We start from the raw sequence: 14,555 nt of genomic DNA, 5'->3' as shown, positions 1-14,555 counted from the left end.
CGGTTGGAGGATGCCTGAATGCAAGTGATCGACCCCAAGCGCGGCGCCAAGCCCCGTCCGGAAAACCTGGTGGAGCAGATCTACGCCCAGCTCAAGGACGATATCTTCGAGTTCCGCCTGATTCCCGGCGACCGCTTCAGCGAGGGTGAGGTGGCTGAGCGCATGCAGGTCAGCCGCACCCCGGTGCGCCAGGCGCTGCACCGCCTGGAGCGCGAAGGTTACCTGGACGTGCTGTTTCGCAGCGGCTGGCAGGTGCGACCGTTCGATTTCAAGCACTTCGAGCAGCTGTACGACGTGCGTATCGTCTTCGAGTTGGAGGCGGTGCGCCGTCTCTGCCAGCGTCCCGAGGGCGAGCTGCCGGTGCCATTGGCAGCGCTGCGCGAAGTGTGGCATGTGCCGGCGCAGCAACGCCTGGAGGATGGCCGCGAAGTGTCGCGGCTGGACGAGCGTTTCCACTGCCAGCTGGTGGAGGCGGCGGGCAATACCGAGATGGCCCGGCTGCATGCGCAGGTGAGCGAGCAGATCCGCATCATCCGCCGCCTGGATTTCACCCAGGCGCAACGGGTGAACCTGACCTACGAGGAGCATGCCAGCATCCTCCAGGCGATCCTCGAGCGGCGCTGCGACGATGCCCAGCATCAGCTGCGCGCGCACATCGAGGTGAGCAAGGCTCAGGTGCACACCATCACCTTGCACATGCTGCAAAGCACCCGCGAGCAAGCGATGGCGGGCGGTGGTTGACCGGTCGCAGCAAGATCCAAATGAACCCTGACCGCCCCGCGCAACCCAACCCAGTACATGCCTACAGGAGAACGTCATGGAACTGGGACTTTTCTGGATCGCTATCGCCGCCGTGGTCATCCTGCTGGAGATCCTGGCGATCTGGCACATCATCGGCAGCGACCGACGGGCCGAGCGCAAGATGCTGTGGGTGGTGTTCGTGGTCTATGCACCTTTCCCTGGCCTGCTGTTCTGGGCCTGGCGTGGGCCGCGGGCCGTGAAGGGCAGGGCAGTGCTGGAAGAGAAGTGAAGGGGCTTGGGAAGGGCAGCGCACCCGCGGCGCTGCCTATCCGGTCGTCTGCCTGCCTCGGAAAATCCTGTCCGGACCGGTAGAATCCTGGGCCCTCATCGTCCTTGAGCCCAGCCGATGCCAGCCGCCACCCTGGAACTGTTGCCTACCCATCCCGAGCAAGCGGGCATCATCCGCAACCTCTACCAGTTCTACGCCTACGAGTCGTCCGACTGGGAGGCCGAGGACGTCGAGGTCGATGGCCGTTTCTATCTGCACGATGCGCACATGGACCGCTATTGGCAAAGCCCCGGCTGGAGCGCCAGCCTGGTGCTGGTCGATGGCATCATCGCCGGCTTCGTGCTGGTCGAGCGCAGCGAGCTGCCAGGCATCGACGCCCTGGAGCTGGCCGACCTGTTCATTCTCAAGCGCTACCGGCGTCAGGGCATCGGCCTTGCTGTCGCGGGGCAGCTCCTGTGCCAGGGCGAACATGACTGGCTGCTGCGCTGCTACCGCGAAGATGCCCCCGCCGTCGCCTTCTGCCAGGCGCTGGTCGCCGACCTGCCACGCCCGGTGCGCTCGATTGCACTGGACGACGACCCTGGGCTGCTGAACTTCCTGGTTACCCCAGCACGTCACTGAATCGTTTGGGTAGCGTTTTAGACAAGTTTTTCTGTGACCCCTATCACAAAAGCCCAAACTAAACGGCATAATGCCATTATTCCGATTTTGCTCCCGCAGGTTCAGGTAATCCCCATGTCGTTCGCCGCAAACCCCGACATCATGTACCGGCTGTTGATCCAGAGTGTGGCGGACTACGCCATCTACATGCTGACCCCCGAAGGGCTCGTCGCCAATTGGAACCCAGGCGCCGAACGGGCCAAGGGCTACACCTCGGGCGAAATCGTCGGTCAGCACTATTCGCTGTTCTACAGCGAAGTGGAGCGCCAGGCCGGGGTGCCTGCGCAGAACCTGGAGCTGGCGCGCAGTACCGGGCGTTTCGAGGAGCAGGGCTGGCGCCTGCGCAAGGATGGCTCGGCGTTTCGTGCCCATGTGGTGATCGAGGCGGTTTACGACGAAGGCCGCCTGGTGGGTTTCGCCAAGGTCACCCGCGATATTTCCGAGCGCCATCGCTACGAGCTGGAGCTGTTGCAGGCAAAGGAACTGGCCGAGCAGTACAGCCAGGAAATGAGCACGCTGTCGCGCTTCCTCGACTCGGTGATCGCCAACATGCCTGCCTCGGTCATCGTCCAGGACCTCGACACCCAGCGCATCCTGCTGGCCAACCAGCATGCCGAGCGGCTGTTCGGTGGCCAGGGGGCGAGCATGATCGGGGCTTTGCCAGGGGAGTGCGTGGTGCCGTCTGCCGCCGAGTTCCTCGAGCAGCAGCTGTCGCGCGGTGCGCGCTCCAGCAAAGGTTACATGGACGAGACTCGCGTCGACACCGCCTGCGGCCCGCGCACCTTGCGCAGCCGCGCGCTGCTCAGCCAGAACCGCGAAGGGCAGGCCGACTACGTGCTGTTCATCGCCGAGGACGCCACCGAAGAGCTGGCCGCGCATGCGCAAATCCACCACATGGCGCACCACGACGCACTGACCGGTTTGCCCAACCGCACCTTGTTCCACGAGCGCCTCAAGCAGGCCCTGGGCCGTGGCGCGGACAGCAACAAACTGACCGCAACGCTGTGCCTGGACCTGGACAACTTCAAGAACATCAACGACTCGCTGGGCCACGCCTTCGGCGACAAGCTGCTGCGTGCCCTGGGCAAGCGCCTGCGCCGCGAGCTACGCGAGCACGACACCCTGGCCCGGCTCGGCGGCGACGAGTTCGCCGTGGTGCTGGGCGGCCTGGACAACTGTGAGGCCGCCTGCAACACCGCCCAGCGCTTGATCGATGCCGTTTGCCCGCCGTTCCATATCGAGGGGCACCAGTTCTCCGTGGGCGTGAGCATCGGCGTCGCCTTCTCCCCCGAGGACCACGACCAGGCCGAGCAGTTGCTGGGCTATGCCGACATGGCGCTGTACGAGGCCAAGCGCAATGGGCGCAACCGCTACGAGTGCTTCAATGTCGAGCTGGATGTCGCCGCGCGCCAGCGCCGCCTGGTGGAAACCGACCTGCGCACCGCCCTGCATCTGGGGCACTTGCAGTTGCATTACCAGCCCGTGGTGGACCAACAAACCAACAGCATTACCGGCTACGAGGCGCTGCTGCGTTGGGAACACCCTACCCGTGGCATGGTCATGCCGATGGACTTCATCCCCATCGCCGAAGAAACCGGGCTGATCCACGAGCTGGGGGCCCGCGCGCTGAACCTGGCTTGCCAGGAGGCCGTGACCTGGGACAGCGAGCAGACCGTCTCGGTGAACCTGTCACCGGTGCAGTTCAAGAATGCCGGTCTGATCGACACCGTGGCGTTGGCGTTGTCCGACTCGGGGTTGCCGGCGCGGCGCCTGGAGCTTGAGATCACCGAGTCGGTACTGCTGGGCAACAGCGAGGAAAACGTGCGCACCCTGCGGGCGCTGAAGGACCTGGGCGTGTCGATCTCGCTGGACGATTTCGGCACCGGTTATTCGTCGCTGGGCTACTTGCGCTCGTTCCCCTTCGACCGCATCAAGATCGACAAGTCGTTCGTCCACGACATGTGCGACAGCCGCGAGGCGATGTCGATCATCCGTGCCATCACCGAGCTGTCCAACAGCCTGATGATCAAGACCACTGCCGAGGGCGTGGAGTCGGCCGAGCAGATGGAGCGCCTGGCGGCCGAGGGCTGCTCGCACTTCCAGGGTTACCTGTACGGCCGGCCTGCCCCGGCGAGCCAGCGCTTGAAGGCCGTGACGGTGCTCAAAGGCGAGTGAAACCCTAGGCATTGACCTGGGCGGGTTTATCAACCCGCCCGAACTCTTCTAGAATCGGCCTTACCTGCCGACTCGAGAAGCCCATGACCTCCAGCACCCCGTTGTCCGGTGTCAACCAGCCTTTGCGCGGCATCGTCCTGGTGGTGGTGGCTACCTTCCTGTTCGCCAGCCATGACGCGCTGTCGAAGTTTCTCGGCGGGTTGTACCCGGTGATCATGGTGGTGTGGGTGCGCTACGTGGTGCATACCTTGCTGATGGCCGGCATCTTCATGCCAAGGGCCGGCCTGGCGGTACTGCGTACCCGCAAGCCGCTGCTGCAAACCCTGCGTGCCCTGAGCCTGCTCAGCACCAGCCTGCTGTTCACCGCCGGCCTGCAATACCTGCCACTGGCCGAGGCCACCGCCGTCAACTTCCTCGCCCCGGTGCTGGTCACCGCCCTGTCGGCGCCGCTGCTCAAGGAGCGCGTCAGTGTTGGGCAATGGGTGGCGGTGGTGATGGGCTTTATCGGCGTGCTGGTGGTGGTGCACCCGGGCGGGGCGATGTTCACCCCGGAAATTCTCTTCCCTTTCGGCTCGGCGCTGGGGTTCTGCTTCTACCAGCTGCTGACCCGTGTAGTTGCCGCTTACGACAGCCCGACCACCAGCAACTTCTACGCAGGCCTGTGCAACACCTTGGTGATGACTGCACTGGTGCCGTTCTTCTGGCAGGCCCCGCAATGGGAACATGTGCCGCTGATGCTGGCCTTGGGCGGTTGCGGCATGACCGCGCACCTGCTGCTGACCAAGGCCTTCCGCCACGCAGCACCGGCCTTGCTGGCGCCGTTCGGCTATTGCCAGATCGTGTTTGCCGGGTTGCTGGGGTTGCTGGTGTTCGGCCATGCGCCAGACACCATCAGCCTGCTGGGTATCGCGATCATCTGCCTGAGTGGGCTGGGAGCGGCCTGGATGCAGCGCGGCAAATAGTTTATCCGCCTTCCTTGGCCATCCAGCGCAGTAATGCCGCAATTGGCACCTGGTGGCTGACCTCGCGCCGTGCTGTTGGTCTTCCGGGCTGGTATTGCTCGAGATAGCGGCTGATCACCAGGCTACGGCCATCGTCCGACAAGCGTGCTTCGAGCTCATGTACCCGCAGGGGCTGGTGCGGTGTGTTTTCGTGGCGCTGGAACAGCATCAGGCGGGCGTCGTTCATGGGTGGTTTCCGGGTTGGCAATCGAAGGTGCTTTTGCCCACGGCGCCGACCTTGCCGTCGGCGACGAACTGGCTGCGGCGCTGGGCGTTGGTATCGCGCAGTGCTTGGTAGTAGTCCGGTATTTCCCGCAGCGCGTCGGTCAGCGGTAGCGCCTCGGCGCGGCCATCGACCACGCCACCAACGGTCGCGGCATTGCCCATGGCCTCGACCGTGTCGCTGCTGCCCAAAGGGTCGACGGCGAAGCTCAGCACCTGGCCCACGGCGTCGCGGGCGTTGTGCGAGCCCAGCAACGGCAGCTCGACGATCGGCCCGTCGGCGATGTTCCACACCCCGAAGGTCTGGCCGAAGTCGGCGTCATGGCGTTCCAGGCCCATGCGCCCGGAAACATCCACCAGGCCCGCTACGCCGAGCGTGGTGTTGAAGATGAAGCGTGTCAGGGTGGTCAACGAGCGTTGGCCGTTGCCTTGCAGCACATCGTTGATGAACACCTTGGGCTCGCCGAAGTTGGCCGCGAAGTTATGCACGCCTGACTGCATGAAACCTGGCAGCGCGGTGTAGCCTCGGGCCACGGGTGCCAACACGTAGTCGTCCAGCGTGCGGTTGAAGGCGAACACGCCGCGGTTGATCGATTCTGCGGGGTCGTGCACCTGTATCACGCAGGGTGAAGCGGTGGTTGGGCGCTGGCTGCAACCGCCCGCAACGAGCAGCGACAAGACCAGGGCAACCTGGCGAGTGGGAAGCGAGGCGAGCATGGGCACTTTCCTGAGGTAAGAAGTGGCGCCGATGCTGCGCTGTCATTCTTGCCCGCGAATGTCCGGTTTATCTCGATTTTGCAGCTTTGTTTCCCGGTTGAAATATATGACGGCGCAGGTCTGATGGTCTTAAATAGCCGCTCATGTTCCTGCCTGCGGTGCCCTGTTGTGAGCCATTTGCTGATTGTCGACGATGATGTCGAGGTGCTTGACCTGCTGCAGAAGTTTCTCTGCCAGCATGGCTACGACGTCGCCGTAGCCAGCGACGGGGCGGGGCTTTGGCGGGCGCTCGAGCAACGGGTGCCGGACCTGGTGATCCTCGACGTGATGCTGCCCGGCGAAAGCGGCCTGGTGCTGTGCCAGCGCCTGTTGGCCGAGCACAAGGTGGGGGTGATCATGCTCACCGCCATGGGCGAGTTGAGCGACCGGGTAGTGGGCCTGGAGCTGGGCGCCGACGACTACCTGACCAAACCCTTCGCCGCTCGCGAGCTGCTGGCCAGGGTGCGGGCGGTGTTGCGCAGGGCCGGCGAAACGCCCGGCCTGGCGCCGGGTAACCCGCGCAGCACGCTGGAGTTCGCAGGCTGGCAGCTGGATGTGGTGCGCCGCGAACTGCGCTCTCCCGACCAGGTGATGATTCCCTTGACCAATGGCGAGTTCGAGCTGCTGCTGGTGTTCGCCGAGCACCCGCGGCGGGTGCTCAGCCGCCAGCAATTGCTCGACCTGGCCCGTGGCGAGGCGCACGAGGCCTATGACCGTAGCATCGATGTGCAGGTCAGCCGCCTGCGCCAGAAGCTCGAGCACGACAAGGGCGCCGAGCCCTTGATTCGCACCCTGCGCAATGTCGGCTATCTGTTCACCCCCACGGTGGTGAAGCGGTGAGCGTGCTTGCCTGGATGCGCCTGCGGCTGCGTCGGCCTAGGGTCACCATCGCCCGCTGGATCGCCCTGACTACCCTCAGCGCGATGCTGGTGCTGCTGGGGCTGAAATGGGCCTCGAACCTGCTGGTGGGCGCCTGGGCGCAGCCGCCATTGATGCAAAGTGGTCTGATCGAGCGGCTGGCCACTGTCACCCGCATGCTTGAAGCCGCGCCCGTGGCATTGCGCCCGGAGCTGGCGCGCGCGGCGGGTGACCCTTCGTACACCGCGCGATGGTTCGGCCAGTGGGCGGACGCTGGCATGCCGATGCTCGATGAGCCGGAGTTTCGCGACGGCACGCCGCTGCTGCGTCGCCTGCTGAATCGACCGCAGGCCCAGATTCTGGCCTACGAGCCTGCTGACCTGCCCGAGCATATTGCAGGCAGCGGCTATGCGCTGATGATCGAGCTGTCGGACCGCTCCTGGGTATTGTTTCAGGCCCCATCGCGCAGCTGGGGCCTGGATGGCTGGGCCCGTACCTTGGTGGTGATTGCCCTGATGCTGGTTTCCAGTGTCGGCGTGGCCTTGCTCGCGACCCGCTACCTGGCGCGGCCTCTGGAGCGTTTCGCCGAGGGCGCGCGACGCTTCGGCAAGGACTTCAACGCCCCGCCCATCCCGGTGGTCGGCCCCCACGACTTGCGCCAAGCCATCCTGGCGTTCAACGCCACCCAGGCCCAGCTCAAGCACTTTCTCAACGACCGCACGCAAATGCTCGCGGCGATTTCCCACGACCTGCGCGCGCCGCTGACGCGCCTGCGCCTGCGCGCAGAATTCATCGACGATCCGCAGTTGCAGGCCAAGCTGTTCAAGGATGTGGACGAGATGCAGGCGATGGTCAACGCCGCGCTGGAGTTCTTCCGCGATGACGCGCGCCTGGAGCAGACCACCGCATTCGACTTGGGCGGCCTGTTGCAAACCGTGGTGGATGACTTCAAGGATGCCGGCGCGTGCGTGGTCTTCAACAACCCTCAACGCTGTGTGTACGTGGGGCGACCAGTGGGGATCCGTCGGGTGCTGGTGAACCTGATCGACAATGCGCTCAAGTATGCGGGTGAGGCGGTGGTTGAACTGAGGGTTCGGGCCGAGCAGGTGCAGATCCGTGTGCTGGACCGTGGCCCAGGTATTCCCCCGGCGTTGCAGGAGCAGGTGTTCGCGCCGTTCTTTCGCATCGAGGGGTCGCGCAACCCGCAAACCGGCGGGGTGGGCCTGGGGTTGCCGGCGGCGCGGGCGATCGTGCTGGAGCAGGGCGGCAGCGTGACCTTGCGCAACCGGCGTGAAGGTGGGCTAGAGGCCCGGGTGGAGTTGCCGATGGGGTAAGGCCCTGGCTACTGCGCAGGGCCTTGTGTGGGTCAGAAACCGAAGTCGCTCAGCCCTGGATGGTCGTCAGGGCGACGGCCCAGTGGCCAGCGGAACTTGCGGTCTTCTTCCTTGATCGGCATTTCGTTGATGCTGGCGTGGCGGTTCTGCATCAGGCCATCGGCGGCGAATTCCCAGTTCTCGTTGCCATAGGCGCGGAACCACTGGCCGCTGTCGTCGCGGTATTCGTAGGCGTAGCGCACCGCGATGCGGTTCTCGGTGAAGGCCCAGAGTTCCTTGATCAAGCGGTATTCGAGTTCGCGGTTCCATTTGCGGGTGAGGAAGGCCTGGGCTTCTTCGCGGTTGGTGGCGAAGTCGACACGGTTGCGCCAGCGGGTGTCGGTGGTATAGGCCAGCGCAACTTTCGCGGCATCGCGGCTGTTCCAGCCATCCTCGGCCAGGCGTACTTTCTCGATGGCGGTTTCACGGGTGAACGGCGGCAGTGGGGGACGGGACATGTTCGGTGCTCCTTGGGTATCGGCCCGGTAGCGGGCTGTGATCTGAAGGGGTGTAGGTCGCGAACCGTGAGAAGAAGGTTAGCCGTGGGGGGAGGGGTTGAGAATGCGCAAGAATGGCAGTTCATAATTGCGAGTGGCGAAATGCTGGGCTCAGTGCTCCACCGCGTCCACATAGGAATCGAAGAACCAGTCGGGGATATCCTCATGCCGGTATTCAAGCTGTGTGCCGTCCGTGATTTCCGCCAGCCACTGCGCACATGCCCCGGAGTTGTCGAAGATGTAGGCCCGATTGCTGGCGGCTACCGCTTCGGGCAGCAGGTCAAGTGAGCGCGTATAGCGGCTACGGACCAAGTCGTGCCTGACGGGGTGCCCTCCCTCACGCACGCGGATTCCCACGCGGTCGATGTTGATCTCTGGGGCATCGGTTGAAACGAAGTAAAGGTAGGTGCGATAGCCACACGCTTGGGCTTGTCGCATGAACTCGCCTTTGCTCGGGTGTGACATCACGGTTTCGAAGGCGAAGCTGGCATTGGTTTTCAGCAGCTGTTGGCGGATGTAATCCGATATCACCGAGGCAAAGTAAGAGTTCAATTCCACCTGTCGATAATCGATGCGACTGCCCTCGAGCCCCAACTTGCTTGCAGGCACGCAGAGCGATTTCCTGATGATCAGGTAATGCTCCCGATGAAAGGCGAGCAACTCAGGTAGCGTGGTCGTCAAGCCAAACGCTGTCAGATCGATGAAGCCCGTTGTACTTGCCTCTTTTTCCAGCTCGTCCGCATTGACGAATAGGCGCGTCAGCTCAGCAGGCAGGTCAGCCTTGATGGTGCTCTTTCCTGATCCGTTGGGGTCTGCGAAAACCCTGAGCCTAGGCACGCTCGTCGGCCTTGGCGCCAGCTACCTTGCGTACCGTTATGACTTCGCCGACTTTCACTCGCCGCTTTGGCTTGACGTGGTCGAGAAGGGTGCGCGTCCCGTCGGCGGTGATGCGAACCAGCTCTGCGCCTTCGATGCACAGGATGCCCTGCCGGTTGGCCGAGAGAGCCCTGAGGTGAGCGGAGTAGGTGGCTTCACTGGCATGGCGAGGAACTTGTTGTTCCAGGATATCAAGGTCGTGATCGGAAACTTTCTTCGCTTTCTTGACCATGGGGATGAACCTCCGTGCGCGCTGGTTGGACGCGCCTGTATTGGAGGCATCATAGCTTCGGTGGTATGGAAAAACATCTGTGAGGAGCATCGGCTTGATCCTGGAAGAGGTCGCCGCACAGTTTGGCAGAGGGCATGGTTCAGCATTTCCCTCTTGTTTGTAGCCCGATTCCGAGTGATCGCAGTTTCCTGAAAATCCTGTCACACACCGGGCTGCGACGGCCTGGCGCGAGGCCGGACCGCCGCCGTCTATTCACAAAGGATCAATCCCACTCAGGCGCCAGCCCCTTCGGGCTGACTTCCCGCCCATTGCGCTCCAGCGTCTCGATCTGCGCCATGTCCTCGTCATCCAGGCGCAAGCCTTGGGCAAGCAGGTTGCTGGCCAGGTTCTCGCGCTGGGTCGAGGAGGGGATCACCGCATACCCCAGCTGCAGGGCCCAGGCCAGTGCCACCTGGGCCACGGTGGCCTTGTGCTTGGCGGCGATCTTGGCCAGCAGTGGGTCTTTGAGCACCTTGCCGTAGGCCAGGGTCATGTAGGAGGTGACGGTGATGCCCTGCTGCTTGAGGAAATCTGCCAGCTTGCGGTTTTGCAGGTAGGGGCTCAGCTCTACCTGGTTGGTGGCGATCTCGCCTTTGCCGACCACCTCGATGGCCTGGCGGGTCAGCTCGATATTGAAGTTGGAGATGCCGATCTGGCGGGTCAGGCCGAGCTGCTTGGCCTCGGCCAGGGCGCTCATGAATTCGCGCAGCTCGACGCCATTGCCGGGCGCCGGCCAGTGAATCAGGGTCAAGTCGACATGGTCGGTGCGCAGCTTGGCCAGGCTCTCGCGCAGGCTGGGCACGAGCTTGTCGGCGGCATAGTTGTCGGTCCAGATCTTCGTGGTGATGAACAGATCTTCCCGCGGTACGCCGCTTTCGGCGATGGCCTGGCCGACTTCGGCCTCGTTCTTGTAGATCTGTGCGGTATCGATGACCCGGTAGCCCAGCGCCAGTGCCGATTTCACCGAGTCGATGACGGTTTGGCCTGTGAGTCGGAAGGTGCCGAGGCCGAACAGCGGAATGCTCATGAGAGGTGCTCCTGATCAGTAGAAAAAACAGGTCGAGGGTTCGAGTGGCCAACAGTGTGAAGGTTTCCTCGGCGTGGATTAACCTCGGCAGCACGCAAGGTGTTTTGCGCTGGGGTCAGCAATGATAGACGGGTACTGTGAGACCGGCGCTTCCTGAAAATTAAATTGCATATTAGGTTATTCCTAAAATCAATTTAATTTATTTGTTTGGGCTCGGTAGAGTCTGCTCTTCCCTCGTTCAGAGCAGACCCTCGAGAAGCCCATGCCGACCCGTTCACGATTGTTGTTGTGCGTCGCCAGCCTGCTGTTGGCGGCCCAGGCGTTCGCCGCCGAACGCCTGACCCTGCGTATCGGCGACCAGAAGGGCAACATGCGCGCCCAGCTGGAGGCCGCCAATGCCCTGCGTGACTTGCCCTACGACATCCACTGGGCCGAGTTCCCGGCGGCCGCGCCATTGGCCGAGGCGCTCAATGCCGGGGCGATCGATGCGGGCATCATCGGCGATGCGCCGCTGCTGTTCGTGCTGGCTTCCGGCGCGCCGGTCAAGGCCATCGCGGTGGACAAGTCCGACCCCTATGGCACGGCCCTGCTGGTGCGCCCTGAGGCCTCCCTGCGCACTGCTGCCGAGCTCAAGGGCAAGCGCATCGCCACCGGCCGCGGCTCGATCGGCCACCACCTGGCGCTCAAGGCGCTGGAGCAGGCCGGGTTGTCGGAACAGGACGTAGAACTGCGTTTCCTCGGCCCGGTAGATGCCAAGATCGCCCTGGCCAATGGCTCGGTGGACGCCTGGGCGACCTGGGAGCCCTACACCGCACTGGCCGAGTCGAGCGGGCAGGGCCGGGTGCTGGTCAATGGCCGTGGCCTGTCCACCGGCAACAGCTTCCTGGCGGCCACCGACAAGGCCCTGCAAGACCCGGTTCGTCGTGCAGCCTTGCAGGACTACTTCACGCGCCTGGCCGGCGCGCAGGTGTGGGCCTACCAGCACCTGGACAGCTACTCCCGAACCCTGGCCGCGATCATCGGTTTTCCCGAGCAGGCTGCGCGCTTGCAGTTCGAGCGCCGCCAATTGCGCTGGCTGGCGATCGATGAACAGACCGTGGCCGAGCAGCAGCAGACCGCCGACTTCTACCACGCCCATGGCCTGATGAACCAACGCCTGGACGTCACCCCGACCTTCGCCAGCGGCTTCAGCGTGCCTTCGGCATCCGCCCTGGCCGCCAAGCCCTGACCTGGAGAACACCTCATGATCGGATTCAAACACCTGCGCCTGGCGACCCTGGCGCTGCTGTTCGGTGCGGCGCTGCCGACCCTGGCCAGCGCCGAGCAGACCTTGCGCATCGGCTACCAGAAATCCTCGACCTTGCTGACCTTGCTCAAGGCGCGCGGCACGCTCGAGCAGCGCCTTCAGGCTCAAGGTATTCGGGTCAGCTGGCATGAGTTCCCCAGCGGCCTGCCGCTGTTGGAGGCGCTCAACCTGGGCAACGTCGACCTCTCGGCGGACGTCGCCGACACGGTGCCGGTGTTCACCCAGGCCGCTGGCGCGCAGCTCACCTATTTCGCCCGCGAGACGCCATCGCCCACGGCCCAGGCGATATTGGTGCCGGAGGGCTCGTCGTTGCAGTCGCTGGCCGACCTCAAGGGCAAGCGCGTGGCCGTGACCAAGGCCGCTGGCAGCCATTACCTGTTGATCCAGGCGCTGGCCAAGGCTGGCCTGAGCTTCAAGGATATCCAGCCGGCCTACCTGATTCCCGCCGACGGGCGTGCCGCGTTCGAAAACGGCAAGGTCGATGCCTGGGTAACCTGGGACCCGTACGTGGCCAGCGCCCAGCGCCAGCAGAAGGCGCGGGTACTGGTGGACGGCAGTGGCCTTGCCAACTACCAGCGCTACTACCTGGCCGGTAGCGACTATGCCAAGGCGCACCCCAAGGTGCTGGAAACGGTGTACCAGTCGCTGCGCGAGGTGGGCGCATGGACCAAGGCCAACCCGGAGGCGGCTGCGCGGGTACTCGGCCCGCTGTGGGGCAACCTGGACAGCGCCACGGTGCAGCAGGCCAACGGGCGGCGTAGCTATGACGTGCAGCCGGTCACCCCGGGTGACCTTGCCGAGCAGCAGAACATTGCCGATGCGTTCTATCGCGAGGGCCTTCTGCCCAAGGCGGTGGACGCCCGGGCAGTGACCTTGTTCGAAGTGCGTTAGGCCCGGATTTTCGAAGTTTCGCCCTGCAACAGCCAGAGGCTGCGCTGGTTCTTCAAGGCGGCGTCGATGATCGAGCCACGGTTCTCGCGCTGCGCGGCATTCTCCTGCTGGAATACGTTATCGAGCAGACTGCGCAGGTTGCGCGAGCGAACCACCGAGGTGGGCGTGTTGAGGTCGGTCTTGAGCTCGCCATCCACGTAGGTGCGAACCCGAGTGCTCTGGGAGGCCTGCTGGGTGGCGCTAGCCTCGGCCAGCGAGCCTTTCTTGTAGGCCAGGCGGGTACTGCTGCTGGCCTGGTCGTTGATCTCGTGGAAGCTGTAGTTCTGCGACTTGCGGTCACGGCTCAGGTTCAGGTCTACCAACGGGTTCAGGCCCGTGTGGTAGGCGGCTTTGAGGCTGGACTGCGAGTCTTGCTGCACCGAGCGGTTCAGCGTGTCATTGGCCCAGATCTTGGTCGATTGCGAGACCTTGTAATCGAAACGGTCGATTTCGTCAGGACGCATCGGGTTGGGCTGGCTGCTGGTCTGGCTGATCGATGCGTTGAAATCGTACAGGCCGCTGAGCAACGAGCGGTCTTTGTAGTTCAGGCTCGATGACCGCTCGAGCGTGGGCTTGGGCTTTTCGTCGACGCTGTTGAGCTGGGTGAAGGCGTCCTTGAACAGGTTGCTGAGGTCCTTGTCGCCCTTGCCGCGTTGCTGGGCCGCGTCGAACTGTGCCAGGTAGTTGTCGACCGCCGCCTGGCGCTGCGAGGCGCTGCCGACCAGTGCGCTGTCGCGGGTGTCGAGGTTCAACTGCACCTTGCCAGTGGGGCCTTCCAGGCTCAAGCTGCGTGCTTTGTCATCGAGGCTCAGGTCGAAGCGTTGCGGCTGGCCTTGTACGTCGAACTTGGCGCTCATCTGCAGCGAGGTGAACAGTGCCGGGTCGAGCTTGGCCAGGGCCCCCAGTTGCAGGCGCGGTGGCTGTTCGGCGAGGCCATTGATGCTCGACTGGAACGCATTCGCCAAGGCACTCAGGCCCGTGAGCTCATTGGCGCTCAGGGTGCCTTCGCTGACCTCGGCGCTTACCGCCAGGCCGTTGTCGTCACTGGCCAGCAGCAGTTTGACAGTGGCGCCGGAGGCGGTGGTGAGGCTCAGGGTGACGCTGTTCTCCGGGTCTTGGCGCAGGCGCTGCTGTTGCAGCCTCAAGGCTTCGGAGCCAGGCTGGATACTGCCGTTGGCGGAGGCGAATACCGATTGCGAGATGTTCTGCCCGCCATTGCTCGCCAACTGGGTCAGCAAGGCTGCGCCCACCCCATGGAAACGTCCAGCGATACTCTTGGACTGCACGCCACCGAGCAGTGCCATGCTGACCCTGTCGTTGCCATCGTGCTCCCAGGCATAGCTTGCCTGGCCGTTCAGGGCCCCGCGGGACGAATAGGTCTGCGCGTTGGGAATGCGCGTGTCCTGGCCAAGCGTGACATTGCTGCTCGGCGAACTGGCATTAGCGCTGGCCTGGCCGCCGTTGCCGGCCTGGGCGGCCGGCGGCGGGGTGTAGGTTGGGGTGATGCGCAGCGCGGTGTTGATCGAGGTCATCACAGGCGTCCATGCGAATTGGGCGGTATCTCGTGCTATCG

Annotated in this window: 16 protein-coding genes; 9 read left to right on the top strand and 7 right to left on the bottom strand. The window is 63.9% G+C overall.

Features of this window, described 5'->3' with window-relative positions:
- Nucleotides 1–18: 18 nt before the first annotated feature.
- The 5 genes from ACQKPE_RS01115 to ACQKPE_RS01095 all read left to right on the top strand — a co-directional run bounded on the left by ACQKPE_RS01115 (nucleotide 19) and on the right by ACQKPE_RS01095 (nucleotide 4,827).
- A complete protein-coding gene (locus tag ACQKPE_RS01115; RefSeq protein WP_427662938.1) occupies nucleotides 19–741 on the top strand; it encodes a GntR family transcriptional regulator in 723 nt (240 codons plus the stop codon).
- A gap of 76 nt (nucleotides 742–817) precedes the next feature.
- On the top strand, nucleotides 818–1,030 hold the full coding sequence (locus ACQKPE_RS01110; RefSeq protein WP_427662937.1) for a PLDc N-terminal domain-containing protein: 213 nt from the start codon (nucleotides 818–820) through the stop codon (nucleotides 1,028–1,030).
- 117 nt (nucleotides 1,031–1,147) lie between these two features.
- Nucleotides 1,148–1,651, top strand: coding sequence for a GNAT family N-acetyltransferase (locus ACQKPE_RS01105; protein WP_427662936.1), 504 nt, complete (start codon nucleotides 1,148–1,150; stop codon nucleotides 1,649–1,651).
- 114 nt (nucleotides 1,652–1,765) lie between these two features.
- Nucleotides 1,766–3,865 (top strand): putative bifunctional diguanylate cyclase/phosphodiesterase, encoded by a 2,100-nt coding sequence (locus ACQKPE_RS01100; protein WP_427662935.1) that lies wholly within the window; start codon nucleotides 1,766–1,768, stop codon nucleotides 3,863–3,865.
- A gap of 83 nt (nucleotides 3,866–3,948) precedes the next feature.
- Entirely contained in the window at nucleotides 3,949–4,827 is an 879-nt protein-coding gene (locus tag ACQKPE_RS01095; protein ID WP_427662934.1) for a DMT family transporter, read from the top strand.
- Between the two features lies 1 nt (nucleotide 4,828).
- Here the strand turns inward: ACQKPE_RS01095 and ACQKPE_RS01090 are convergent, their stop codons facing one another.
- Together ACQKPE_RS01090 and ACQKPE_RS01085 are read right to left on the bottom strand one after the other, a co-directional pair.
- The gene (locus ACQKPE_RS01090) at nucleotides 4,829–5,053 is read right to left on the bottom strand and encodes a hypothetical protein (RefSeq protein ID WP_427662933.1); all 225 of its coding nucleotides are present in this window, start codon (nucleotides 5,051–5,053) and stop codon (nucleotides 4,829–4,831) included.
- Complete coding sequence (locus tag ACQKPE_RS01085; protein ID WP_427662932.1) at nucleotides 5,050–5,805, bottom strand: MlaA family lipoprotein; 756 nt, start codon at nucleotides 5,803–5,805, stop codon at nucleotides 5,050–5,052. Before ACQKPE_RS01085 ends, ACQKPE_RS01090 begins: the two co-directional genes overlap by 4 nt.
- A gap of 168 nt (nucleotides 5,806–5,973) precedes the next feature.
- On the opposite strand from ACQKPE_RS01085, the gene ACQKPE_RS01080 reads away from it, so the two are divergent.
- On the top strand, nucleotides 5,974–6,684 hold the full coding sequence (locus tag ACQKPE_RS01080; RefSeq protein ID WP_427662931.1) for a response regulator: 711 nt from the start codon (nucleotides 5,974–5,976) through the stop codon (nucleotides 6,682–6,684).
- The gene (locus tag ACQKPE_RS01075) at nucleotides 6,681–8,036 is read left to right on the top strand and encodes an ATP-binding protein (protein WP_427662930.1); all 1,356 of its coding nucleotides are present in this window, start codon (nucleotides 6,681–6,683) and stop codon (nucleotides 8,034–8,036) included. The genes ACQKPE_RS01080 and ACQKPE_RS01075 overlap by 4 nt, the downstream gene beginning before the upstream one ends.
- Before the next feature lie 32 nt (nucleotides 8,037–8,068).
- Here ACQKPE_RS01075 and ACQKPE_RS01070 read toward each other — a convergent pair whose 3' ends face one another.
- The 4 genes from ACQKPE_RS01070 to dkgB all read right to left on the bottom strand — a co-directional run bounded on the left by ACQKPE_RS01070 (nucleotide 8,069) and on the right by dkgB (nucleotide 10,746).
- Nucleotides 8,069–8,533 carry a DUF1348 family protein gene (locus tag ACQKPE_RS01070; RefSeq protein WP_375097827.1) on the bottom strand — a complete coding sequence of 155 codons (465 nt, stop codon included), beginning with the start codon at nucleotides 8,531–8,533 and terminating at the stop codon, nucleotides 8,069–8,071.
- 150 nt (nucleotides 8,534–8,683) lie between these two features.
- Nucleotides 8,684–9,409: a zeta toxin family protein gene (locus tag ACQKPE_RS01065; RefSeq protein WP_427662929.1), complete on the bottom strand. Its 726-nt coding sequence runs from the start codon at nucleotides 9,407–9,409 to the stop codon at nucleotides 8,684–8,686.
- Nucleotides 9,402–9,680, bottom strand: coding sequence for a hypothetical protein (locus ACQKPE_RS01060; protein ID WP_427662928.1), 279 nt, complete (start codon nucleotides 9,678–9,680; stop codon nucleotides 9,402–9,404). The genes ACQKPE_RS01065 and ACQKPE_RS01060 overlap by 8 nt, the downstream gene beginning before the upstream one ends.
- 262 nt (nucleotides 9,681–9,942) lie before the next feature.
- Complete coding sequence (gene dkgB, locus ACQKPE_RS01055; protein WP_427662927.1) at nucleotides 9,943–10,746, bottom strand: 2,5-didehydrogluconate reductase DkgB; 804 nt, start codon at nucleotides 10,744–10,746, stop codon at nucleotides 9,943–9,945.
- A 262-nt stretch (nucleotides 10,747–11,008) separates the two neighbouring features.
- Here dkgB and ACQKPE_RS01050 point away from each other — a divergent pair, with 262 nt between their 5' ends.
- Nucleotides 11,009–11,974: an ABC transporter substrate-binding protein gene (locus ACQKPE_RS01050; protein WP_427662926.1), complete on the top strand. Its 966-nt coding sequence runs from the start codon at nucleotides 11,009–11,011 to the stop codon at nucleotides 11,972–11,974.
- A 15-nt stretch (nucleotides 11,975–11,989) separates the two neighbouring features.
- Complete coding sequence (locus tag ACQKPE_RS01045) at nucleotides 11,990–12,943, top strand: aliphatic sulfonate ABC transporter substrate-binding protein (protein WP_427662925.1); 954 nt, start codon at nucleotides 11,990–11,992, stop codon at nucleotides 12,941–12,943.
- Here ACQKPE_RS01045 and ACQKPE_RS01040 read toward each other — a convergent pair.
- Nucleotides 12,940–14,514, bottom strand: coding sequence for a hypothetical protein (locus ACQKPE_RS01040; protein ID WP_427662924.1), 1,575 nt, complete (start codon nucleotides 14,512–14,514; stop codon nucleotides 12,940–12,942). The genes ACQKPE_RS01045 and ACQKPE_RS01040 overlap by 4 nt on opposite strands.
- Nucleotides 14,515–14,555: the final 41 nt, after the last annotated feature.

Origin of the sequence: Pseudomonas sp. NPDC089554, assembly GCF_050280645.1 — a bacterium.
Classification (GTDB): domain Bacteria; phylum Pseudomonadota; class Gammaproteobacteria; order Pseudomonadales; family Pseudomonadaceae; genus Aquipseudomonas.
Note: the sequence above shows the minus strand (reverse complement) of the source record. Positions and strands in the feature narration are given on the sequence as shown.